Annotated in this window: 21 protein-coding genes and 1 pseudogene; 17 read left to right on the top strand and 5 right to left on the bottom strand. The window is 71.9% G+C overall.

Translation table 11 applies throughout. From position 1 onward, the window contains the following. The first annotated feature begins 3 nt into the window (after positions 1-3). From ACH4MY_RS01540 to ACH4MY_RS01530, 3 genes are read left to right on the top strand one after another with little or no spacing between them, the layout of a single operon-like run. Positions 4-363 (top strand): histidine triad nucleotide-binding protein, encoded by a 360-nt coding sequence (locus ACH4MY_RS01540; RefSeq protein WP_397995942.1) that lies wholly within the window; start codon positions 4-6, stop codon positions 361-363. Between the two features lie 12 nt (positions 364-375). Next, positions 376-1278 carry a ribonuclease Z gene (locus ACH4MY_RS01535; protein WP_397995939.1) on the top strand — a complete coding sequence of 301 codons (903 nt, stop codon included), beginning with the start codon at positions 376-378 and terminating at the stop codon, positions 1276-1278. Positions 1279-1288: 10 nt separating this feature from the next. Beyond that, positions 1289-2299, top strand: coding sequence for an adenosine deaminase (locus ACH4MY_RS01530; RefSeq protein ID WP_397995937.1), 1011 nt, complete (start codon positions 1289-1291; stop codon positions 2297-2299). Here the strand turns inward: ACH4MY_RS01530 and ACH4MY_RS01525 are convergent. Further along, positions 2260-3637: pseudogene (locus ACH4MY_RS01525) on the bottom strand (MFS transporter); the annotation flags it as partial. The gene ACH4MY_RS01530 and the pseudogene ACH4MY_RS01525 sit on opposite strands and share 40 nt — an antisense overlap. Positions 3638-3906: 269 nt before the next feature. Between ACH4MY_RS01525 and ACH4MY_RS01520 the strand changes: the two are divergent. From ACH4MY_RS01520 to ACH4MY_RS01500, 5 genes are all read left to right on the top strand, one after another. Next, the gene (locus ACH4MY_RS01520; protein WP_397995934.1) at positions 3907-5025 is read left to right on the top strand and encodes a carbohydrate kinase family protein; all 1119 of its coding nucleotides are present in this window, start codon (positions 3907-3909) and stop codon (positions 5023-5025) included. Positions 5026-5130: 105 nt separating this feature from the next. After that, the gene (locus tag ACH4MY_RS01515; protein WP_397995932.1) at positions 5131-6210 is read left to right on the top strand and encodes a PhoH family protein; all 1080 of its coding nucleotides are present in this window, start codon (positions 5131-5133) and stop codon (positions 6208-6210) included. A gap of 12 nt (positions 6211-6222) precedes the next feature. Next, a complete protein-coding gene (gene ybeY, locus ACH4MY_RS01510; protein ID WP_397995929.1) occupies positions 6223-6720 on the top strand; it encodes an rRNA maturation RNase YbeY in 498 nt (165 codons plus the stop codon). Between the two features lie 5 nt (positions 6721-6725). Continuing rightward, the gene (locus ACH4MY_RS01505; RefSeq protein ID WP_397995926.1) at positions 6726-8021 is read left to right on the top strand and encodes a hemolysin family protein; all 1296 of its coding nucleotides are present in this window, start codon (positions 6726-6728) and stop codon (positions 8019-8021) included. Continuing rightward, positions 8018-8371 carry an MmcQ/YjbR family DNA-binding protein gene (locus tag ACH4MY_RS01500; protein WP_397995924.1) on the top strand — a complete coding sequence of 118 codons (354 nt, stop codon included), beginning with the start codon at positions 8018-8020 and terminating at the stop codon, positions 8369-8371. The genes ACH4MY_RS01505 and ACH4MY_RS01500 overlap by 4 nt, the downstream gene beginning before the upstream one ends. Positions 8372-8390: 19 nt before the next feature. Here the strand turns inward: ACH4MY_RS01500 and ACH4MY_RS01495 are convergent, their stop codons facing one another. After that, on the bottom strand, positions 8391-9794 hold the full coding sequence (locus ACH4MY_RS01495) for an MFS transporter (protein WP_397995921.1): 1404 nt from the start codon (positions 9792-9794) through the stop codon (positions 8391-8393). A gap of 118 nt (positions 9795-9912) precedes the next feature. Between ACH4MY_RS01495 and ACH4MY_RS01490 the strand changes: the two genes are divergently transcribed. The 6 genes from ACH4MY_RS01490 to era all read left to right on the top strand — a co-directional run bounded on the left by ACH4MY_RS01490 (position 9913) and on the right by era (position 15443). Then, entirely contained in the window at positions 9913-10773 is an 861-nt protein-coding gene (locus ACH4MY_RS01490) for a helix-turn-helix transcriptional regulator (RefSeq protein ID WP_397997343.1), read from the top strand. 28 nt (positions 10774-10801) lie between these two features. Beyond that, complete coding sequence (locus tag ACH4MY_RS01485) at positions 10802-11164, top strand: cytidine deaminase (RefSeq protein WP_397995918.1); 363 nt, start codon at positions 10802-10804, stop codon at positions 11162-11164. A gap of 251 nt (positions 11165-11415) precedes the next feature. Further along, on the top strand, positions 11416-11895 hold the full coding sequence (locus tag ACH4MY_RS01480) for a hypothetical protein (protein WP_397995915.1): 480 nt from the start codon (positions 11416-11418) through the stop codon (positions 11893-11895). Positions 11896-12084: 189 nt separating this feature from the next. Continuing rightward, entirely contained in the window at positions 12085-13422 is a 1338-nt protein-coding gene (locus ACH4MY_RS01475) for a beta-xylosidase (protein WP_397995912.1), read from the top strand. 62 nt (positions 13423-13484) lie between these two features. Further along, positions 13485-14471 (top strand): WxL protein peptidoglycan domain-containing protein, encoded by a 987-nt coding sequence (locus tag ACH4MY_RS01470; protein WP_397995909.1) that lies wholly within the window; start codon positions 13485-13487, stop codon positions 14469-14471. A gap of 21 nt (positions 14472-14492) precedes the next feature. After that, positions 14493-15443 (top strand): GTPase Era, encoded by a 951-nt coding sequence (gene era, locus ACH4MY_RS01465; protein ID WP_374115426.1) that lies wholly within the window; start codon positions 14493-14495, stop codon positions 15441-15443. Between the two features lie 58 nt (positions 15444-15501). Here era and ACH4MY_RS01460 read toward each other — a convergent pair whose 3' ends face one another. Beyond that, complete coding sequence (locus ACH4MY_RS01460) at positions 15502-15765, bottom strand: protealysin inhibitor emfourin (RefSeq protein WP_397995906.1); 264 nt, start codon at positions 15763-15765, stop codon at positions 15502-15504. A 21-nt stretch (positions 15766-15786) separates the two neighbouring features. Further along, positions 15787-16839, bottom strand: a complete 1053-nt coding sequence (locus tag ACH4MY_RS01455) for a M4 family metallopeptidase (protein WP_397995903.1) — start codon at positions 16837-16839, stop codon at positions 15787-15789. Positions 16840-17132: 293 nt separating this feature from the next. Here ACH4MY_RS01455 and leuA point away from each other — a divergent pair, with 293 nt between their 5' ends. The 3 genes from leuA to ACH4MY_RS01440 all read left to right on the top strand — a co-directional run bounded on the left by leuA (position 17133) and on the right by ACH4MY_RS01440 (position 21331). Next, positions 17133-18896: a 2-isopropylmalate synthase gene (leuA, locus tag ACH4MY_RS01450; protein WP_397995900.1), complete on the top strand. Its 1764-nt coding sequence runs from the start codon at positions 17133-17135 to the stop codon at positions 18894-18896. 274 nt (positions 18897-19170) lie between these two features. Next, the gene (locus ACH4MY_RS01445) at positions 19171-20517 is read left to right on the top strand and encodes a choice-of-anchor A family protein (RefSeq protein WP_397995897.1); all 1347 of its coding nucleotides are present in this window, start codon (positions 19171-19173) and stop codon (positions 20515-20517) included. Between the two features lie 121 nt (positions 20518-20638). Beyond that, positions 20639-21331: a TerB family tellurite resistance protein gene (locus ACH4MY_RS01440; protein WP_189829547.1), complete on the top strand. Its 693-nt coding sequence runs from the start codon at positions 20639-20641 to the stop codon at positions 21329-21331. A gap of 51 nt (positions 21332-21382) precedes the next feature. On the opposite strand, the gene ACH4MY_RS01435 is transcribed toward ACH4MY_RS01440, so the two are convergent. Continuing rightward, positions 21383-22762 (bottom strand): FAD-binding oxidoreductase, encoded by a 1380-nt coding sequence (locus ACH4MY_RS01435; RefSeq protein WP_397995894.1) that lies wholly within the window; start codon positions 22760-22762, stop codon positions 21383-21385. Positions 22763-22902 lie beyond the last annotated feature (140 nt).

The following is a 22902-nucleotide window of genomic DNA, read 5'->3' as shown; positions in this document are numbered from 1 at the left end:
GCCATGGCCGGAGAGCCGCAGAGCGACTGCCTGTTCTGCAAGATCGTGGCGGGGGACGTGCCCGCGACGATCGTGCGTGAGACGGAGACGACGGTCGCGTTCCGCGACATCAACCCGCAGGCGCCCACCCACGTCCTCGTCATCCCGCGCCTCCACTACCCGGACGCCGCCTCCCTCGCCGCCGCCGCGCCGGCCGTCGCCGCCGACATACTGCGCGAGGCCGGCGAGGTCGCCTCGCAGGAGAAGGTCGACGGCAGCGGATTCCGCATCGTCCTCAACACCGGCGCGGGCGCGGGCCAGACCGTTTTCCACGCCCACGCGCACGTGCTGGGCGGCCGCGGCCTCAACTGGCCGCCCGGCTGAGCCGGATCGGACATGTCCGTACGAGAACTCGTCGTGCTCGGGACCGCGAGCCAGGTCCCCACCCGACACCGCAACCACAACGGGTACCTGCTGCGCTGGGACGGGCAGGGCCTCCTCTTCGATCCGGGTGAGGGCACGCAGCGGCAGATGCTGCGGGCCGGCGTCGCCGCGCACGACATCGACCGGATCTGCGTGACGCACTTCCACGGCGACCACTCGCTCGGCCTGGCCGGAGTGATCCAGCGGATCAACCTCGACCAGGTCCCGCACCCGGTCACCGCGCACTACCCGGCGAGCGGACAGCACTTCTTCGAGCGGCTGCGGTACGCCACCGCCTACCGCGAGACCGTGCAGCTGACAGAGGCCCCGGTGGCCGCCGACGGGACGCTCGCCGTCACCGACACGTACACCCTGGACGCGTACAGGCTCTCCCACCCCGTCGAGTCGTACGGCTACCGGCTCACCGAGCCCGACGGGCGCCGCATCCTGCCCGAGCGGCTCGCCGCGCACGGCATCAAGGGCCCCGACGTGGGCCGGATCCAGCGCGAGGGCGCCCTGAACGGCGTGACCCTCGACGAGGTCAGCGAGGTCCGGCGCGGGCAGCGCTTCGCCTTCGTCATGGACACCCGGCTCTGCGAGGGCGTGCACGCCCTCGCCGAGGGCACCGACATGCTCGTCATCGAGTCGACCTTCCTCGACGAGGACGTCCGCCTCGCCACCGACCACGGCCACCTGACGGCAGGACAGGCCGCGGCCGTCGCCCGGGACGCGGGCGTACGGCACCTCGTCCTGACCCACTTCTCGCAGCGCTACTCCGAACCGGCCGAGTTCGAGCGGCAGGCGCGGGCGGCCGGGTTCGACGGCGAACTGAGTATTGCCCAGGACCTCATGAGGGTCCCCGTACCGAAGAGATAGACACCCCGCCATGCCCCTCCCCACCGGCCTTCCCAAGGCCGAACTGCACCTCCACATCGAAGGCACCCTCGAACCCGAGCTGGCCTTCGCCCTCGCCGAGCGCAACGGCGTCACCCTGCCGTACGCGGACACCGCCGCCCTGCGCGAGGCGTACCGCTTCAGCGACCTCCAGTCCTTCCTGGACCTCTACTACGGCCTGATGGCGGTCCTGCGCACCGCGGAGGACTTCACCGAACTCGCCGACGCCTATCTGGAACGGGCCGCCGCCCAGGGCGTCCGGCACGCCGAGATCTTCTTCGACCCGCAGGCGCACACCGCCCGCGGGGTGCCCCTGGGCACCGTCGTCGAGGGGCTCGGCGCCTCCCTCGAACGCTCCGAGGAGCGGTACGGGATCTCCACCCGGCTCATCATGTGCTTCCTGCGCGACGAGTCGGCGGAGTCGGCGCTCGCCACCCTGGACGCCGCGAAGCCCCACCTCGACCGGATCACCGGCGTCGGGCTCGACTCGGCGGAGGTCGGCCACCCGCCGGCCAAGTTCCGTGAGGTGTACGAGGCCGCCGGGGCGCTCGGGCTCCGTCGCGTCGCCCACGCCGGCGAGGAGGGGCCGGCCGCGTACATCCGCGAGGCCCTGGACGTCCTCGGCGTCGAGCGGATCGACCACGGTCTGCGCTGCATGGAGGACCCGGAGCTCGTCGAGCGGCTCGTGCGGGAGCGGGTGCCGCTCACGCTCTGCCCGCTGTCGAACGTGCGGCTGCGGGCGATCGACGTGCTCGGCGACCACCCGCTGCGGGCGATGATGACGGCGGGGCTGCTCGTCACCGTGAACTCCGACGACCCGGCGTACTTCGGGGGGTACGTGGGGGACAATTTCGACGCGGTGCGGGACGCGCTGGGGCTGACGTCGGAGCAGCTCCGCGAGCTGGCGCGGAACTCCTTCGAGGCGTCCTTCCTGGAGGACGACGAACCCCGTCGGGCGCGGTACCTGGCCGAGGTCGCGGCGTACGAGTTCGACGGGGAGTAGCCGGGCGGACTACCCCCGGTCGCTCGGCCTCGCCAGGCGGTACGCCGACTTCACGAGGCGGCGGCGGGCCGCCGGGACCGGGATCGGGGTGACCTCCTGTTCCGGGGCGCCCATCTGGGGGACGGTCGGCGGGGTCGCCGCGGCCGTGCCCGCCAGGACCGCCCCGGCAGCACCGCCCCTGCGCCGCACCGACCCCGGCACCAGCGGCCGGCCGGAGACATGGCGGGCGACCGCCGTCATCGGGATCGCGACCAGCAGCAGCAGGACGCACAGGGTCGTGCCCATGCCCGGGTAGCCGACCCCCTCCGACAGCAGGCTGCCGGTCACCGGGCCGCACGCCACGCCCAGGGAGGACGCCGAGCCGACCAGGACGGCCCAGCGGCCGCGCGGGTCGAGCGAGGCGGCCAGGCCCAGGAGGTAGGAGAGGACCACCGGGTAGAGGGCGTTCCACAGGATCTCGCCGGTCGCGAACGAGGCCAGGTTCCCGGCCGACGAGCTGAGCAGCACACAGCCCGCGATGAGGGCCGTGCCCACGCCGATCGGTACCGCCCGGCCCAGGCGCGATCCCAGCGCCCCGGCCGCCGTGACCCCGGCGAGCCCCGCGCCGAGCGCCGTCGCGAAGACCGCGCCGACGGTGACCTCGGAGAGTCCGGCCTGGGTGAGCCCGATGCGGCCGCTCACGCCCCACAGCGCGTTCTGCGCGAGGGACCAGCAGAGGATCCCGCCCGCGAGCACCGCTCCGGCCCGGCGGTAGGGGAGCGTGCCGGTCGGTACGGCCTCCCTGGTCTCCCGGGCCGCGCCCGGCAGCCGGCTCGTGAGCGGCCACACCAGGGCCGCCGCGCAGGCGATCGCGAGGAGCGGCGGCGCGTGGCCGCCGGCCAGGTGCGGGAGGGTCAGGTAGAGGGCGCCCGCGGTGGCCGAGACGGAGAGCAGGCCGAGGGTGGAGGCCCGGTGCGGGTCCCGCTGTCCGGCGATCCCGGCGGCGGCCACCGCCGTCGCGGTGCCCGAGCCGAGGCCGCCGAGGACGGCGCCCGCGACCACCAGGGGCACGATGCCGGTCGCGGCGGCGGAGCCGTATCCGACGGCCATCGCGAGGAGGCCCGCGCGGGCCGCTGCGCGTGGCCCGATCCGTTCCCCGCGGGCGGCGAGGGTGAAGCCGGCGGTGGAGGAGCCGAGCAGGAGGACGGAGCCGACGAGGCCCGCCTGCGAGGGGGTGAGGCCGAGCCCGGCGGAGAGCCGGCCGACGACGGTCGGCAGCAGATACGGGGCGAGGTAACCGGCCGTGAAGAGGGCGACGAGGGCGACGAGGGCCCCCGGGACGCGCGGGCGCGACGACATGGGCGTTCCAGGAACTGAACAGGGAAATGAGATGGGCGCCCGGTGATCCACGGGTCGCGGCACCATGTGTATCAAGCATCCGAGTGAGCGGAGAAGGTGGTATCCCCCGATTCGGCCTGTGAGACGGGTCACAATCGGTTTGGGCCCGGGTCGAAGGGGAACGCGCGAAGACCGCGTTGCGTCACCCCCGTCTCTCCAGCCCCATCGGGCACACTGTCCAGATCGGCACCGCGGTGCCGATCCGCCGCACCACGACCGGGGAGTCCGCCGTGACCACAGCAAGGGGAGACCAGCCGCAACAGGACGCCGGGGTCGACCCGTTGGTGTGTCTGCGCGAGCCCACCGACCCCGCCTGCGACGTCTTCCTGACCGGCACGGTCTTCCTCGACATCATCTTCACCGGCCTCGACAGCGCCCCCGTCCGCGGCACCGAGTCCTGGGCCCGGGGCATGGGCTCAAGCCCCGGCGGCGTCGCCAACATGGCCACCGCCCTCGCCCGCCTCGGCCTGCGCACCTCCCTCGCCGCCGCCTTCGGCGACGACCACTACGGCGAGTACTGCTGGGACGCCCTGGAGCAGGGCGAGGGCATCGACCTGTCGCTCTCCCGGACCGTGCCCGGCTGGCACTCCCCGGTCACCGTCTCCATGGCCTACGAGGGCGAGCGCACGATGGTCTCCCACGGCCACGCCGCCCCTCCGCTCGACGGCGCCCTGCCCGCCTACCCGCCGCACGCGCGCGCCGCCGTCGCCTCCCTCGTCCCCGGCCGCAGCGAGGACTGGGTCGCCCGGGCCGCCCGCGGCGGAGCCAAGGTCTTCGCCGACGTCGGCTGGGACGACACCGGCCGCTGGGACCTGGCCGGCCTCACCGACCTCGCGCACTGCGAGGCCTTCCTGCCCAACGCCGCCGAGGCGATGCGCTACACCCGCACCGACTGCCCCCGGGCCGCCGCCCGCGCCCTCGCCGACAAGGTCCGCTACGCCGTCGTCACCCTGGGTTCCGAAGGCGCCTACGCCGTCGACGGCGCCACCGGCGAGACCGCCGAGGTCCCCGCCATCCAGGTCTCCGCCCTCGACCCGACCGGCGCCGGGGACGTCTTCGTCGCCGGATTCGTCACCGGCACCCTCGCCGACTGGCCCCTCGCCGACCGGCTCGCCTTCGCCGGGCTCACCGCCGCCCTCTCCGTCCAGGAGTTCGGCGGCTCCCTGTCCGCCCCCACCTGGGGCGAGATCGCCGCCTGGTGGCAGCAGGTCCAGGGCCACGCCATGCAGGACCCGGAGGCGCTGCGCGACCGCTACGCCTTCCTGGAGCGGCTCCTGCCGGCCCCCGCCCGCCCCTGGCCGCTGCGCAGGGCGGTGCCCACGATCGGCTTCCGTGCGGCCGCCTCGTAAATCCCTTCGGCCTGTCACCGCCAGGTCGTAGGCTTGGGATCCGAGAGGCCGTCGAGCGGCGACAGCCCTTCAGCGGGAGGTATGCGCAGGCCTCAGTGCCGGCCCATGACTCAGACACCCACAGCCCAGAACGGATCGCCCCAGGACGGGACGCCCGGCCAGGCCCGCGCCCAGTTCAGCGTCCCCGCCAAGCACCCGATGGTCAGCCTGCTCGGCTCCGGCGACGCCCTGCTCCGCGTGATCGAGCGGTCGTTCCCGCAGGTCGACATCCATGTCCGGGGCAATCAGGTCAGCGCGGTCGGCCACGCGACGGACGTCGCACTGATCCAGCGCCTGTTCGACGAGATGATGCTGGTGCTCCGCACCGGTCAGCCGATGACGGAGGACGCGGTGGAACGTTCGATCGCCATGCTCAGGGCCAGCGAGAACGGTTCGGAGGGCGGCGACGAGACCCCCGCCGAGGTGCTCACGCAGAACATCCTCTCCAACCGCGGTCGCACGATCCGTCCCAAGACGCTCAACCAGAAGCGGTACGTCGACGCGATCGACAAGCACACGATCGTCTTCGGCATCGGTCCCGCGGGCACCGGAAAGACCTATCTGGCCATGGCCAAGGCGGTCCAGGCCCTGCAGTCCAAGCAGGTCACCCGGATCATCCTCACCCGACCGGCCGTCGAGGCCGGCGAGCGCCTCGGCTTCCTGCCCGGCACGCTCTACGAGAAGATCGACCCCTACCTGCGCCCGCTCTACGACGCCCTGCACGACATGCTCGACCCCGACTCGATCCCGAAGCTGATGGCCTCGGGCACGATCGAGGTCGCGCCGCTGGCGTACATGAGGGGTCGCACCCTCAATGACGCGTTCATCATTCTGGACGAGGCGCAGAACACGAACCCCGAGCAGATGAAGATGTTCCTCACCCGCCTCGGCTTCGACTCGAAGATCGTCATCACCGGTGACGTCACCCAGGTCGACCTGCCGAACGGCACGAAGAGCGGTCTGCGACAGGTCCGCGACATCCTGGACGGGGTCCAGGACGTCCACTTCTCGACGCTCACGTCGCAGGATGTCGTCCGGCACAAGCTCGTCGGCCGTATCGTCGACGCGTACGAGCAGTACGAAATCCGCAACGAGGGCCGCGACGACAGTCGCGGTGAGCATCGCCGCGGCCGCAACGGGAAGTAGAACGCAGAACACATGTCGATCGACGTCAACAACGAGTCCGGTACCGAGGTCGACGAGCAGGCGATCCTCGACGTCGCCCGCTACGCGCTCGCGCGCATGCGCATCCACCCGCTCTCCGAGCTCTCGGTGATCGTCGTGGACGCGGAGGCGATGGAGCAGCTCCACATCCAGTGGATGGACCTGCCGGGCCCGACGGACGTCATGTCCTTCCCGATGGACGAGCTGCGCCCGCCGGCGAAGGACGACGCGGAGCCCCCACAGGGGCTCCTCGGCGACATCGTGCTCTGCCCCGAGGTCGCCACCCAGCAGGGCAAGGACGCGCCGACGGAGCACTCCATGGACGAGGAGCTCCAGCTGCTCACCGTCCACGGGGTGCTGCACCTCCTCGGGTACGACCACGAGGAGCCCGACGAGAAGGCCGAGATGTTCGGCCTCCAGGCGGCGATCGTCGACGGCTGGCGCGAGGAGAAGGGCCTGACCGGCCCGTCTCCCGCGCCGACCGTCTCCTGACCCCGATGGACGTTTCACTGATCCTCGGCGCGGTGGCCCTGGTCGTCGTGGCCTGGCTCGCCGCCTGCGCCGAGGCCGGGCTCGCGCGGGTCACCAGCTTCCGCGCCGCCGAGGCCGTACGGTCCGGCCGGCGCGGGGCCGAGAAGCTCGCCCAGATCGCCTCGGACCCGACCCGCTATCTCAACGTGGCGCTGCTGGTGCGCGTCGCCTGCGAGATGGCCGCCGGCGTCCTCGTCACCTACGCCTGCCTGGAGGCCTTCCCGGAGACCTGGGAGGCGCTGCTCGTCGCCATCGCCGTCATGGTCCTCGTCTCGTACGTGGCCGTCGGCGTCTCGCCGCGCACCATCGGCCGCCAGCATCCGCTGAACACGGCGACGGCCGCCGCGTACGTCCTGCTGCCGCTGGCCCGGATCATGGGGCCGATCCCGCAGCTGCTCATCCTCATCGGCAACGCGCTGACGCCCGGCAAGGGCTTCCGCAAGGGCCCCTTCGCCTCCGAGGCCGAGCTGCGGGCGATGGTGGACCTCGCGGAGCAGGAGTCGCTGATCGAGGACGAGGAGCGCCGGATGGTGCACTCCGTCTTCGAGCTGGGCGACACCCTGGTCCGTGAGGTGATGGTGCCGCGGACCGACCTCGTCTCCATCGAGCGGTACAAGACGATCCGCCAGGCCCTCACCCTCGCGCTGCGCTCCGGTTTCTCCCGGATCCCGGTCACCGGGGAGAACGAGGACGACGTCGTCGGCATCGTGTATCTGAAGGACCTGGTCCGCAAGACGCACATCAACCGGGACTCCGAGTCGGACGTGCTGTCCACGGCGATGCGGCCCGCCGCCTTCGTGCCCGACACCAAGAACGCCGGTGACCTGCTGCGGGAGATGCAGCAGGAGCGCAATCACGTCGCCGTCGTCATCGACGAGTACGGCGGCACGGCGGGCATCGTCACCATCGAGGACATCCTGGAGGAGATCGTCGGTGAGATCACCGACGAGTACGACCGGGAGCTGCCGCCGGTCGAGGACCTCGGCGAGGGCCGCCACCGGGTCACCGCGCGCCTCGACATCGGCGACCTCGGCGAGCTGTACGGCTTCGGTCCCGACGAGTACGACGACGAGGACGTGGAGACCGTCGGCGGACTGCTCGCCAAGGCGCTCGGCCGGGTGCCGATCGCGGGCGCGAAGGCGGTCGTGGTGCTGCCGGACGGGCGTTCCCTGCGGCTGACGGCCGAGTCACCGGCCGGCCGGCGGAACAAGATCGTCACCGTTCTCGTGGAACCGCTGGAACCGGAGGAGAACCCGGCATGACCCCCGACGAGCTGCGCGCCCTCTGCCTGGACTTCAACGACGCGACGGAGGAGTTCCCGTTCGGACCGGACGTCTCCGTCTTCAAGGTCGCCGGGAAGCTGTTCGCGCTCTCGTGGCTGGAGGGTGAGCCGCTGCGGGTCAACCTCAAGTGCGATCCGGACGAGGCGGTACGGCTCCGCGAGGAGTATCCGGCGGTCGCGCCCGGCTATCACATGAACAAGCGGCACTGGAACACGGTGACCGTGGGAGAGCTCCCGGACCGGATGGTCCGGGAGCTCGTCGAGGACTCGTACGACCTGGTGGTCGCGGGACTGCCGAAGGCCGTACGGCTCCGCCTCGACCGGCCGTAGCTCTCCCCGGGGGCGCGGTTCAGGACCGGCGCCGCAGGCCGATGCCGACGACGAGCGCGGTGCCGAGCACGATCGCCGCGTCCAGGGCGACGACCGTGCGGACGCCCCCGTACAGGTCCCCGCCCGTGGTGGCGAGCACGCCGAGCAGCGGGATGCCGAGGGTGAGGCCGACCTGCTGGGTCGTGGTGACCAGACCGGTCGCCAGGCCCTGCTCCTCGTCCGGGACGCCGGAGGTGACGGTCAGTCCGTACGAGATGATCGCGCCGAGGTGGAACATGCACGCGAGCGAGGCCGCGACCGTCGCCAGGATCACACCCGAGTCCCGGCCCACACCGAGGACCGCGGCCGTCAGGACGCCCTGTCCCGCGAGCGAGCCGACCAGGACGCGACGGGCGCCGAGCCTGCCGATCACCTTCGGGGCGAGCATGCCGGCCAGGACCGCGCACAGACCCTGCACACCGAAGACGAGACCGGTGGCGAAGGCCGAGAGCTCCAGCGTCTCCTGCAGATACAGGGTGAGCACGAAGATGACGGTCGACATCATCGAGAAGGTGATCAGACCGCCCAGGTTGCCGAAGGCGACCGTGCCGCGCCTCAGCATCGGCAGCGAGACCAGCGGGGCCGGGTGCCGGGACTCGACCCGGACGAAGACCGCCAGCAGCACGATGCCCGCCACCAGGGTGACCCGGACGTCCGTGCCGCCGAAGCCGCGCTCGGCCGCCGTCGACAGGGCGTAGATCAGGGCGAGCAGACCACCGGTGACGGTCACCGCGCCGGGCACGTCGAGCCGGGGCCGCTCGGGGGTGCGGGACTCGGGGAGCAGGCCGGGGGCCAGCGGCAGCACGATCACGCTGAAGAGGGTGAGCAGGCCCATGGTGGAGCGCCAGCCGAGGGTGTCGGTCATGACACCGCCGAGGACCATGCCGACGGTGAAGCCGAGCGAGAGCAGCGTGCCGGAGATGCCGAGCGCCCGGTCGCGCAGCGGGCCTTCGGGGAAGGTGGTGGTCAGCAGGGACATGCCGGTGGGCACGATCGCGGCGGCGCCGATGCCCTGGAGGGCGCGTCCGGTGAGGAAGGCGGCCGGGTTCCAGGCGAAGGTGGCGAGCAGCGAGGCCAGGCCGAAGAGGGCGAGTCCGGCGAGGAAGAGCTTCTTGCGTCCGTAGAGGTCGCCGATGCGGCCGAAGAGCAGCAGGAAGCCGCCGGAGGGCAGGGCGAACGCGGTGACGGCCCACTGGAGGGCGGACTGGCCGAGGCCGAGGTCGGCGCCGAGGACGGGCAGCGCCACGTTCAGCACGGAGAAGTCGAGCGCCACCATGAACTGGGCGGCGCACAGCACGAAGAGGATGAGCCGGGTGCGGCCGGTGAGGGCCGGGGGAGCGGCCGGGGCGGCGGTCTCGGCGGGGGGAGAGGTCAGGGTTGCCATGGCCCCACCCTCGGCGTTCGGGAACAAGGGTGGGGAGCGGGTACTTATCCTGTTGGTCGTACCACCAGGCATCCAGGGGGAGGAAGCACACGTGGCCACCGCTCTCGAGAGCACCACGATGAAGCAGCACCGACTGGGCGAGCTGCGCGAATTCCTGATGAGCCGTCGGGCCCGGGTGAGTCCGGCCGAGGCGGGACTTCCGGACGGCGGCGCGCGGCGCCGTACGCCGGGGCTGCGCCGGGAGGAGGTCGCGGTCCTCGCGGGCGTCGGGGTCTCCTGGTACCAGTGGCTGGAGCAGGGCCGGGACATCACGGTCTCGCCGCAGGTGCTCGACTCGGTGGCGCGGGTGCTGCGGCTGAGTCCGGCGGAGCGGCGTCATCTGTACGTCCTGGCGGCGCTGAACCCGCCGGCCCCGGAGACGGCCCCGGAGGACCGTGACATGTGCGACGGGCTGCGGAGGCTCATCGACGCGTGGATGCCGTTCCCCGCGCACATCATGGACTCCTACTGGAACACGGTCCTCTACAACGACGCGGCGGCGATCGTGCTCGGGATGGGTCCCGACATCCCGCAGAACTGCCTGGTCACCTTCTTCACCGAGCCGCTGTACCGCGATCGGATCGCCCACTGGGAGGAGCTCGCGCCGAGGATCGTCGCGCAGTTCCGTTCGGCGTGCTCGGAGAGCCCGGAGGACGAGGGCTTCCGGGCGGTGATCGAGGAGGCCAAGGAGCTGAGCCCGGAGTTCCTGGAGCTGTGGGAGCGGCGGGACATCCTGCCCGGCGGCCAGAACCGCAAGGAGCTGGCGCATCCGCTGGTCGGCACGCTGGTGGTCGAGGCGACGCAGCTGCGGGTCCCGGCCCGCCCGGACCTGGTGATCGTGCTCCACACGCCGCTGGCGGAGGCCGGTACGGCGGAGAAGCTGGAGTGGCTGGTGTCGCCGGAGGGGCGCCGCGGGGCGATGTACCCGGTCGCGGGCTGATCTCCGGGGCGGACCTATGCTCAGGGGCATGACACTCAGCAGCGAGCACGGCGACCTCGGCGCCGAGGACCTCAAGATCATCACTCTGGCGCGCAGCGCCCGCGCCCGTAACGGTGTGCCCGAGGGGGCCGCGGTGCGGGACGAGACCGGCCGTACGTACGTGGCGGGGACCGTGGAGCTGGAGTCGCTCAGGCTGAGCGCGCTGCGGACCGCGGTCGCGATGGCGGTGGCGAGCGGTGCCCAGTCCCTGGAGGCGGCGGCCGTCGTGTCGAACGCCGACGCGGCCACGGACGAGGACCGCGCGGCGGTACGGGACCTCGGCGGCCCGGAGACCCCGGTCCTGCTCGCGGGTCCGGACGGGCGGCTGCGCGCGGCGGTCACGGCCGGCTGAGGCCGGGCGGGGAGACGCCGGGCGGCGGTGGGCCGTGCGGTGGGAACAGGACATCGAGGGCCCGGCCGTGCGCCGGGCCCTCGCGCGTCGCCGGGTTTGTGTGTTTGTGAAGGATCACCGCATCTTCTCTTGCCTTCCCATGCGGTCTGCGTCTCAATGAACAGCGGTTCGCCCGACGGACCGTCAGATCTCCACCATTCACGCAGTGTCCGCACCCCTGCGTTCGCCATCGGAAGGGGTTCGAACTCGCCATGAGAAGCAGAAGCGCCTTAGGAACCGTCGCAGTACTCGCCGGAGGACTCGCCGCCGCCTCGCTCGCCTTCGCGCCGACGGCCGCCGCCGTCTCGCCGGGGTCGGCCACGGCGACGTACGACTGCGGCACATGGGGCGGCGGCGGTGCCACCCTCGTCGCGACGCAGAGCGGCACGGCCGCGACCGTCACCGTCACCTCCGCCGTCACGACGCCGATCGCGGTGGGCGTCGACCAGATCAACGCCACGCTGACGATGGCCAAGGCCGGCGGCGGTACGCGGGTCTTCAGCGGCAAGAAGAACCCGGCGCTCGGTGCCGGGCAGTCCGTGGTCATCGGCCCCCTGAGCGGGACGGTGGCCTCGGGTGACAGCCTCAACTCGTACTTCGCGGGTGTCGCCCTCAAGATGGTGATCTTCGGGATCACGGTGAACTGTGACGCCGTGACCTCGCAGTCGCCCGGCCCGTTCGTGTTCAGCTGAGCCCCGCACCACCCGGACCGGTGTCGCCCCTGGCGGCACCGGTCTCTGTCGTGACCTGCGGAAACGTCTCCGGGGTGAGGATCTTGACAGTATCTGATGGGTCATCAGTCGATGTCTTTCGCTTGCATTGACTTCTCTCCGCCCGAGGCCGTCAATGGCGCCCACTCATCCCTAGGAGGGGGCACACCCATGGCACTCACCCGATCCCGGGCGGCGGCCCGAAGACGGCGCTGGACCGCCGTCCTCGGCGCCACCGCCCTCGCCGTCACGGGCGGCGCGCTCGCGGCCCCGGCCGGCGCGACCACCACCTCGCAGCCGGTGGAATTCCAGACCCGCTGCGTCCCGCCGCCGATCGCCGGCATCCCGCCCATCACGGGCACCACCACCGCCGAGATCACGGTCGACAAGAGCAGCCCCAAGGTCGGCGACACCGTGACCGTGACCTACACGATCACCAAGCCCGCCGCGTCCAACCCGGTCGACCTCGCACTCCCGGCCGACATCATGACGCCCAGCGGCAAGGTCGTCCTCGGCGGCGCCCAGAGCGGCACGGTCACCGTCACCGGACCCAAGAAGAACCCGCCGGTCCCCGGCAAGGGCTCCTTCCCGGCCTTCTCGATGACCGGCACCTTCACGGTCGGCCAGGCCGGATCGATCACCCTCTCGCCCGGCGACTACAACATCCACACCAGCTACCTCATGGAGCTGGACACCCCCTGTACGGTCCTCAACCCGCCCGCCCCGGTCTCCGAGACGGTCGTCGCGAGCCCCGTGACCAGCCCCAACACCCGCGCGCTCCAGCTCGACACGGCCTCCGGTGCCCCCGGCGTCCGGGTGACCGTCAACGGCTCCAGGTTCACCCCGCTCACCGAGGTCACCGTCGTCGGCCGGGCCGGAGCGGCGGAGACCGCCGACCGGATGACCGTCACCACCGACAGCGACGGCGCCTTCGCGGCCCGCCTCAAGGTCAACGACAAGGCGACCACCGGGATCGTGGCGTACGAGGGTGCCGCCTGGGACGCCGCCAAGGGCGCCGGGCCCGCCGCGTACACCGTCGTCGACGACACCCCGCAGCCGCCCGGCAGCCAGAAGATCACCGCGGCCGTCACCGCGGGCGAACTGTCCATGACCCAGGCCGGGGACGCCGTCCAGCTCTCCTCCGTCGACTTCGGCCAGGGCGGCGCGGCCACCGGCGACCTCAAGACGGTGACGGTCAAGGACTTCCGCGGCGGCCCCGCGGGCTGGTCCCTCACCGGCAAGGTCACCGACTTCACCGGCCCCGGCGGCTCCATCGGCGCCGGGAACCTGAGCTGGACCCCGGCCTGCACCGCCAAGGCCGGCAGCCCCAGCACCTGCGCGGCCGGCTCCTCCGGCCCGGTCGGCAGCGGCGGCGCGACCCTCGCCTCCACGCCGAACGGCGCCCTCACGGGCGGCGAGTTCACCGTCGACGCCGGGCTCTCCCTCGACGTCCCGGCCTTCACGGCGCCGGGCTCGTACGCGGGCGTGCTGACGCTGACCCTGTCCTGACCACCGTGCGGGCCGGGCGCGCACCCGGCCGGCCCGCTCCGCACCCCGGGGGTTTCCGACTCGTGCGCACGCTGTACGTACTCCGCCTGAGCGTCCTGAGCGTCCTGAGCGCCCTTCTCGTCACGCTGGGGCCCGCGCCGGGCGCGGAGGCCGCCGAGAACGGCGAGTGGGCCGTCTATCCGGCCTCCGCGAAGCTGGGCAGCCGTCCCTACTTCTTCCTCACGGCCGACCCGGGCAGCACGGTCACCGACCGGGTCACCGTCGCCAACAGGACCGCCGCCCCGCTCACCTTCCGGCTCTACGGCGCCGACGCCTACAACACCGACCGCGACGGCGGCTTCGCCGTCCGCACCCAGCAGGAGAAGCAGACCGGCGCCGGTGCCTGGATCAGGCCCGAGCGGACCCGGATCACCGTCCCGGCCCGCTCCGCCGTCACCGTCCCTTACACGCTGACCGTCCCCGCCGACGCCGACCCCGGCGACCATCCGGGGGCCCTCGTCGCCCTCGACGAGCGGATCACCCCCGGCACCGGGGGCCCCGTCGCCGTCGGAGTCCGGCGCGCGGTCGCCGCCCGCCTCTATCTCAGGGTGAGCGGGCCGACCGTCCCCGCCCTCGCCGTCGAGGACGTCACCCTCGACCAGGACCGGCCGCTGGTCCCCGGCACCCGGACGAGCAGCGCCGTCGTCTCGTACACCCTGCACAACCGCGGCAACGTCACCCTCAACCCCAAGGTCGCCCTCCGGGCCGAGGGGCTCTTCGGCCGCACCCTCCTCGACCGCGACCTGGCGAAGGTGCCGTCCGAGCTGCTGCCCCGGCAGAAGATCCGGCTCACCGAGCGATGGACCGGATCCCCGCAGCTCGACTGGGGCGACGTCACCCTCACCGCCACCGCCAAGGACGTGCGGGAGAGCGGCCGGGTCTCCTTCCTCGCCCTGCCCTGGATCGCCGCCGCGACCGTGGTCGCGGGGGGTGCGGCGGGCCTCTTCGGCCTGCGGATACGGCGGTACCGGGCGGCCCGTACGGGGCCGGACGCGCACGTGGGTACGTGAGGTGGGCGCTCATCGGGGACAATGGCCCCCATGAGCGCTCGCAACCAAGAAACCGAAGCCGTCCACCGGGCCGGCTTCGCCTGCTTCGTCGGCCGCCCCAACGCGGGCAAGTCCACCCTCACGAACGCTCTGGTCGGTCAGAAGGTGGCCATCACCTCGAACCGGCCGCAGACCACCAGGCACACCGTCCGGGGCATCGTGCACCGCCCGGAGGCGCAGCTGATCCTGGTGGACACCCCCGGCCTCCACAAGCCGCGCACCCTCCTCGGCGAGCGGCTCAACGACGTCGTGCGCACCACCTGGGCCGAGGTCGACGTCATCGGCTTCTGCCTGCCCGCCGACCAGAAGCTCGGCCCCGGCGACAAGTTCATCGCCAAGGAGCTCGCCGGGATCAAGAAGACCCCGAAGGTCGCGATCATCACCAAGACCGACCTGGTCGACTCCAAGACCCTCGCCGAGCAGCTCATCGCGGTCGACCAGCTCGGCAAGGAGCTGGGCTTCGAGTGGGCGCAGATCGTCCCGGTCTCGGCCGTGGGCAACAAGCAGGTCCAGCTCGTCGCCGATCTGCTGATCCCGCTGCTCCCGGAGTCCCCGCCGCTCTACCCGGAGGGCGACCTCACGGACGAGCCGGAGCAGGTCATGGTCGCGGAGCTGATCCGCGAGGCGGCGCTCGAAGGCGTACGGGACGAGCTGCCGCACTCGATCGCGGTGGTCGTCGAGGAGATGATCCCGCGCGAGAACCGCCCGGCGGACCGGCCGCTGCTCGACATCCACGCCAACGTGTACATCGAGCGCCCCAGCCAGAAGGGCATCATCATCGGCCCGAAGGGCAGCCGTCTCAAGGAGGTCGGCATGAAGTCCCGCAAGCACATCGAGGCGCTGCTCGGCACCCCGGTCTTCCTCGACCTGCACGTGAAGGTCGCGAAGGACTGGCAGCGGGACCCCAAGCAGCTCCGGAAGCTCGGCTTCTGATCCGGACGGACACCGGGCCTCCGGGCCCGGCGTCCGTCCGACCTCCGGGCCCGGCGGGTCAGGCGCCTTCCTTGAGGACCCTCGTGATGAGGGTCCTCTGCGCTTCCGTCAGACGGGGGTCGCCGCAGCGGACCGTGCGCTCGTCGACGGTGATCTCGTAGCGGAAGCCGTCCGGCACACCCCGGCTGTCGTCGTCACCGTCCGCGAGGACCGTGACGGCCAGGGTGTGCCATTCGCCGGCGTCCGGCCGGCCGGAGGTGTCCACCTCCGCCGACCGCTCGATGCCCGCGAAACCGCCCGTGCGCCGCACTCGAATCCGCATGGGACCTGTGTACCAGCCGGATCAGTCGGTCGGTACGCCCACCGCCGACCAGGCCTTCAGGACGGCCTGGATCTCCTCCCCGTCGCCGTACCGCGCCCGCGCCGCCGCCACCGTGGCCGCCGCGAACTCGGAGAAGCGGGCCTCGGGGGTGAGCGTCCCGCCGGTCATCACGTCGTACCAGATCTGCCCGGCCCGCTCCCAGGCGTTGCCGCCGAGCTCGGTCGCGGCCAGGTAGAAGGCGTGGTTGGGGATGCCGGAGTTGATGTGCACCCCGCCGTTGTCGCGGCCGGTGCGGACGTAGTCGTCCATGTGGCCGGGCTGCGGGTCCTTGCCGAGGACGTCGTCGTCGTACGCGGTGCCCGGGGCCTTCATGGAGCGCAGCGCCGTCCCCTGGACGTTCGGGTGGAAGAGGCCCTCGCCGATGAGCCAGTCGGCCTGCTCGGCGCTCTGTCCGTGCGCGTACTGCTTGACCAGCGAGCCGAAGACGTCGGAGACGGACTCGTTGAGGGCGCCGGACTGGCTGAAGTACTCCAGGTTCGCCGTGTACTGGGTGAAGCCGTGGGCCAGCTCGTGGCCGATGACGTCCACGGGCAGGGTGAAGTCGAGGAAGATCTCGTCGTCACCGTCGCCGAACACCATCTGCTCGCCGTTCCAGAAGGCGTTGCCGTAGTTCTCGTCGTAGTGGACGGAGGCGAGGAGCGGCAGTCCGGAGCCGTCCATCGAGTCGTGTCCGAAGGCGTTCAGGAAGAGGTCGAAGGTGGCGCCGAGGCCGGCGTACGCCCGGTTGACGGTCGCGTCCCCGGTGGCCTCGTCGCCCTCGCCGCGGACCTTGGTGCCGGGCAGATCGGTGCCGCGCGCGCAGTCGTAGACGGTGCGGTGCGGGTGTCCGGCCTCGGAGGGGGCGAGCGTGGGCGCGGTGCCGGGCAGCGGCAGCACCCGGAACGTACGGGCCGAGGCGTCCGCGATCAGGGTGCGGCGGGCGGCGGCGGCGACGGCCGGGTTGTCGGAGTGCGCCAGGTGCTCCAGGAGGTGCGGGGGGACGATCGAGCAGAAGGCAGGCGGGTGGGGAGTCATGCTCGCAATGTGGCACTGAGTGAGCCCCCTGTCACGGGATGAGACGAGGATTGGCGAAATGGAGTGATGCGTCACTGTTCGGCCTTGACGCGAGCGCCGTCCCGCATACTGATACGGGGCGTCCGTCTCCGGCGCCCCTGGGCTAAGCTGCGGCACATCATGCGTTTCGGGCTGCTTCTCCTTAGCTGCCGCGGCGAGGGCCTGTAGTCGTAGGCCGACCCCCTCCCCGCGGGACCTGGTGTTGCGTTCGACAGTCGGCCGTCCCTCCCGCAGGACCCGAGGAGCTCAACGCAATGACCCAGTCCCCGTTCATCGGCCGCCCCACGCCCGTCACCAACGCGACGCGGCTGCAGAAGCCGTCCGGGATGCCGATCCACAAGTACGGCCGCTACGAGTCGGTGGACATTCCCGATCGCACCTGGCCCGAGCAGCGGGTCACCGAGGCCCCGCGCTGGCTGTCCACCGACCTGCGCGACGGCAACCAGGCACTGATCGACCCGATGTCGCCGGCCCGCAAGCGCGAGATGTTCGACCTGCTGGTCCGCATGGGCTACAAGGAGATCGAGGTCGGCTTCCCGTCCTCCGGCGAGACCGACTTCAACTTCGTGCGCTCCATCATCGAAGAGGGCGCGATCCCGGACGACGTCACCATCTCCGTCCTGACACAGGCCCGTGAGGACCTGATCGAGCGGACCGTGGAGTCCCTGGTCGGCGCGAAGCGCGCCACCGTCCACCTGTACAACGCGACCGCGCCCACCTTCCGCCGGGTCGTCTTCCGCGGCTCGAAGGAGCAGATCAAGCAGATCGCCGTGGACGGCACCCGTCTGGTGATGGAGTACGCGGAGAAGCTGCTCGACGAGCGCACGGTCTTCGGCTACCAGTACAGCCCCGAGATCTTCACCGACACCGAGCTGGACTTCGCCCTGGAGGTCTGCGAGGCGGTCTGTGACGTGTGGCAGCCCGGCCCGGAGCGCGAGATCATCCTGAACCTGCCCGCCACCGTGGAGCGTTCGACGCCGTCCACGCACGCGGACCGGTTCGAGTGGATGTCCCGGAACCTGACCCGCCGCGAGTACGTCTGCCTGTCGGTCCACCCGCACAACGACCGCGGTACGGCCGTGGCGGCGGCCGAGCTGGCGATCATGGCCGGCGCCGACCGCATCGAGGGCTGCCTGTTCGGCCAGGGCGAGCGCACCGGCAACGTCGACCTGGTCACCCTGGGCATGAACCTGTTCTCCCAGGGCGTCGACCCGCAGATCGACTTCTCGCAGATCGACGAGATCCGCCGGACGTCCGAGTACTGCAACCAGATGGAGGTCCACCCGCGCCACCCCTACGCGGGCGACCTGGTCTACACCTCCTTCTCCGGCTCCCACCAGGACGCCATCAAGAAGGGCTTCGACGCGATGGAGGCCGACGCGGCCGCCCAGGGCGTCACCGTCGACGACATCGAGTGGGCCGTCCCGTACCTGCCGATCGACCCGAAGGACGTCGGCCGCTCGTACGAGGCCGTCATCCGGGTCAACTCGCAGTCCGGCAAGGGCGGTATCGCGTACGTCCTGAAGAACGACCACAAGCTGGACCTGCCCCGTCGGATGCAGATCGAGTTCTCGAAGATCATCCAGCAGAAGACGGACTCCGAGGGCGGCGAGGTCACGCCGGCCGCGATCTGGGCCGTCTTCCAGGACGAGTACCTGCCCAACCCGGAGAACGCCTGGGGCCGTATCCAGCTGCGCTCCGGCCAGACGACGTCGGACACCGACGGCACGGACACGCTGACCGTCGAGGCGGTCGTGGACGGCGCCGAGACCGTGCTGTCCGGCTCCGGCAACGGCCCGATCTCGGCCTTCTTCGCCGCGCTGCAGTCGATCGGCGTGGACGCCCGTCTGCTGGACTACCAGGAGCACACGATGAGCGAGGGCGCCTCCGCGCAGGCCGCCTCGTACATCGAGTGCGCCATCGACGGCCAGGTCCTGTGGGGCATCGGCATCGACGCCAACACGACCCGCGCCTCCCTGAAGGCCGTCATCTCGGCGGTCAACCGCTCGGCCCGCTGACCCGGCCCGACCCGTCTCCACCGGACCGCCCCGCCCCTTTCCGAAGGGGCGGGGCGGTCCTGTGTGTGAGCCCGGGGACCCGGAGCTTCGGAGCCCCGCGTGTGAGCTGCGTCACCGCTTCAGGTTCGCTTAAGGAAGATCGTCCCGCCATGTCGGAAAGGGCGTCATATCGGATGAGTTGACGGCACATCGGGGAATGACGGATGGTCGGCGCGTCCCCTCGGACACCACCCCCCACGCGCCCCCTTCGTACCTCCCTGACCTGGAGTTTCGCATGCGCACGACCGCTGCCGTGGCCGCCGTTCTCGCGGTGACCGGTGCCGCCCTCAGCTGGGTTCCCGCCGCCTCCGCCGCCGACTCCGCGACCACCACGGAGTGCGTGACGCATCCGCTCGGCACGGCCGGTCTCTACGCCGAGTTCGTCGAGAAGGACTCCACCCGCCACTCGGACTCCGAGGGCGCGGTCGCGGTCGGCGGCGACGCCACCTTCGGCGACCCGAAGCAGCCCTCCGGCTTCTCCATCGGCCACAAGCTCACCGCCGCCGACCTCGCCGAGCTGCCCGGCGGTCACAGCCTCGTCGTCGGCGGCACGCTGTACGCGAACCAGGTCGTCCTCGACAACGGCGACGGCGTCGCCGGCAAGGTCGTCGACCGCTCCACCCCGGGTCAGGGCTTCGGCGTCGACGGCGACAAGGTCAAGGAGGGCGCCTCCCCGGTCGACTTCGGCAAGGAGTTCACCGAGTTGCGCGCGCTCTCCACCGGCTGGGCGGGCACGAAGCCCAACGGCACGGTGGCCAAGGACTCCCAGGGGCTCTTCCTCACCGGCACGGACGCGAAGCTCAACGTCTTCGCCGTGGACGCCGCCGACCTGGAGAAGGCCCGTGCGATCACCTTCAAGGTCCCGGCCGGCTCCTCCACCCTCGTGAACGTGCTCGGCGAGGCGTACGACATGAACGCCCACGCCACCTACGGCGTCTACTACCAGGGCGCGGACGGCACCGCCCCCGTCATCGACGACTACGCCCTGGCGTCCGAGGACTTCCGGCAGATCCGCTCCAAGCTGCTGTGGAACTTCCCGCAGGCCGAGAGCGTGAAGAAGAACTACACCTCCTGGCCGGGCACCATCCTCGCGCCGAAGGCCACCGTCGAGATGGGCGGAAAGAACGTCGGCCCCGGGCACGTCAACGGCTCCGTGATCGCCGAGTCGCTCGTCACCGTCCCCGGCGCCGAGACCCACCAGATGAACTTCACCGGCTGCCTGCCCAAGGAGACGAAGCCGGGCCCGGTCGTCACCCCGAAGCCCCCGACGCCCACCGAGACGTCCGTCCCCACCCCGCCGCCCACCCCCGAGACCACCCCTCCGGCCACCCCTGGTGAGGGCGGCTCCACCCCGGGTGCCTCCGAGACCCCCTCCGCCTCCCCGTCCACGCCCGCCACTCCGGGCGAGACCGCCACCGTCCCGGCCGGGACGCCGACCCCGGCTCCGTCCACCACCCCGGAGGGTGATCTCGCGACGACCGGTTCGGCCATCGGTCCCGGCACGATCGGTGCCGCCGCGGCCGCCGTCCTCGTCGGCGGAGGCTTCCTGGCCTTCGCAAAGCGCCGCCGTCGCACCTCCTGAACGGTGACGTGTCTCGGCCATCTCCACAGCGAAGTCCTGACGGGGTGCTGACGCCACATCAAGGATGTGGCTAACATCACGCCAACGCCGGCAGTGCAGCCGGGCCGTTGAGGAGGTGCGTGTGCGGTCTGCCCGGAATTCACGTGGTGGGAAAGTGGGCGTCTGCGGAATCCGCACCTCCTGGAACACGGTCGGAGACGGCGAGTTCTTCTGCGAGGAGTGCGGGGGCGACCGCAACTACCGGCGGCGCACCGGCCGCCGCAGGTTCGCCGTCCTGGGCGTCCCGGTCCTGCCCCGGGGCTGTACGGGCCCCGTCGTCGAGTGCGCGGCCTGTCACACGCACTTCGGCACGGAGGTGCTCGACCACCCGACGACGAGCCGGTTCTCCGCGATGCTGCGGGACGCCGTGCACACCGTCGCCCTGGCCGTGCTCGCGGCCGGCGGCACCGATTCCCGCGAGGTCCTGGACCGGGCCGTGAGCGCGGTCCGGTCCGCCGGCTTCGCCGAGTGCACGGCCGTCCAGCTCGTCGACCTCGTCGAGGCCCTGGAGGCGGACACCGGGCGCTTCATGCCCGAGGTGAACCCCGAGGGGGCGCTCCTCGCGATCGAGCTGCACGAGGCCCTGGAGCCGCTCACCCCGCACCTGGCGCCCTCCGGGCGGGAGTCGATCCTGCTCCAGGCCGCCCGGATCGCCCTCGCCGACGGGGTGTACAGCCCGGCCGAGCGGGAGGTCCTCGGAACCGTCGGGAACGCGCTGGCGCTCGCTCCCGACGACACCGTGCGGCTGCTGGCCTCGGCCCGGACCGTCCCGTAGCGGGCCCGTTCGAGGGCGTGGGGCACGGGACGCGGGCGCGGGGCACAGCGCTCAGGGCTCGACGTTCTGGTTGAGCCGGAACACGTTGCCGGGGTCGTACCGGCGCTTGACCGTCCGCAGCCGGTCGTAGTTCTGCCGGTAGTTGACCCGCACCCGGTCCTGGTCGTCGGCGTCCATGAAGTTGACGTACCCGCCCTCCTGGGTGTGCGGGCGCAGCGCCTGGTCGTAGGCGCGGGTCCAGGCGATGTCGCGCTCCGAGTCCGCCGGGTCGGTCCAGGTGCCGCCGAAGGAGTGCGAGAAGACGGCGTCGCGGTAGGCGAACGAGGTCTCCTCCGGGCCCACCCGGTGGCAGGCGCCGTCGATCGGGAAGATCGCCGTGTCCGTCTCCAGCGACGGCATCGTCGCGCCGTACTCCATGTGGACGCCGATCGCGCCGTCCGAGAGCTCGCGGCTGAAGTTGCCCTTCCAGTAGTGGTGGAGCCCCGGCGGCAGCTGCTCGTCGAAGAGGGTGTTGATCACCGGGTACGGCATCCGCTCCATGAACCGGCCGATGACCGGGCCGAGACCGTCCAGGCGGGCGAGCACCTTCTCGTCCTCCGCCCGCGGGCCGCTGAAGCACGTGAAGGCGGCGCAGATCGGGCGCCCGTGCCAGCGTTCGGGGAGGAAGGGCTCCTCGGGGCCGAGGGCCAGGACGAGGATCGAGTTCAGCTCCTCGGGGGAGTCCGCGATCATCTCCTGCCAGGCGCGGGCCACACCCCCGTCGAGCGGGTAGCAGCTCAGCCCGCCGAAGACGTCCGCGACCGGGTGCAGCCGGTACGCGAGCGAGACGGCGACGCCGAAGTTGCCGCCGCCGCCCCGCAGCGCCCAGAACAGGTCGGCGTTCCGCTCGGCGTCACAGGACACGAGCGTGCCCTCGGCGGTCACCACGTCCGCCGCGACCAGGTTGTCGCAGCTCAGACCGTAGCGGCGGGCCAGGTGGCCCATGCCGCCGCCGAGCGTCAGGCCGCCGATGCCGGTGGTGGAGACGACCCCGCCGGTGGTGGCGAGCCCGAAGGCGTGGGTGGCGTGGTTGAAGTCGCCCCAGGTGGCGCCGCCCTCGGCCCGCGCCGTACGGGTCTCGGGGTCGACCCGGACGCCGCGCATCCGGGACAGGTCGACGACGAGACCGTCGTCCACGGTGCCGAAGCCGGCGACGGAGTGGGAGCCGCCGCGCACGGCCAGCGGGAGAGCGTGCTCCCGGGCGTGGAGCACCGCCGCGATCACGTCGGCGGCGTCCACGGCCCGGACGACGGCGGCGGGGCGGCGGTCGTGGAGGGCGTTGTAGACCCGGCGGGACTCGTCGTACGAAGGGTCGCCGGGGGTCACGACGGTGCCGCGCACAGCACCGCGAAGAGTGTCGGCAGTGGTCTGGGGGCCGGTCGTGGTGGTCATGCCTCCGGTCTAGCCCGTCGTGCCCGGCACCCGCATCGCCCGAACCGCCCATGTCCGGCGACCGCTCCGGATGGGCTGTTCGGACCATGCCGGGACGGCCGCCCCGCCCCGGCCCGGGGCGCCGTGGGCCGGGGCGGGCC

Origin of the sequence: Streptomyces sp. NPDC017246, assembly GCF_044331325.1 — a bacterium.
Taxonomy (GTDB): Bacteria; Actinomycetota; Actinomycetes; order Streptomycetales; family Streptomycetaceae; genus Streptomyces.
The sequence above is the reverse complement of the archived record's forward strand: the minus strand, read 5'-3'. Positions and strand labels throughout refer to the sequence as shown.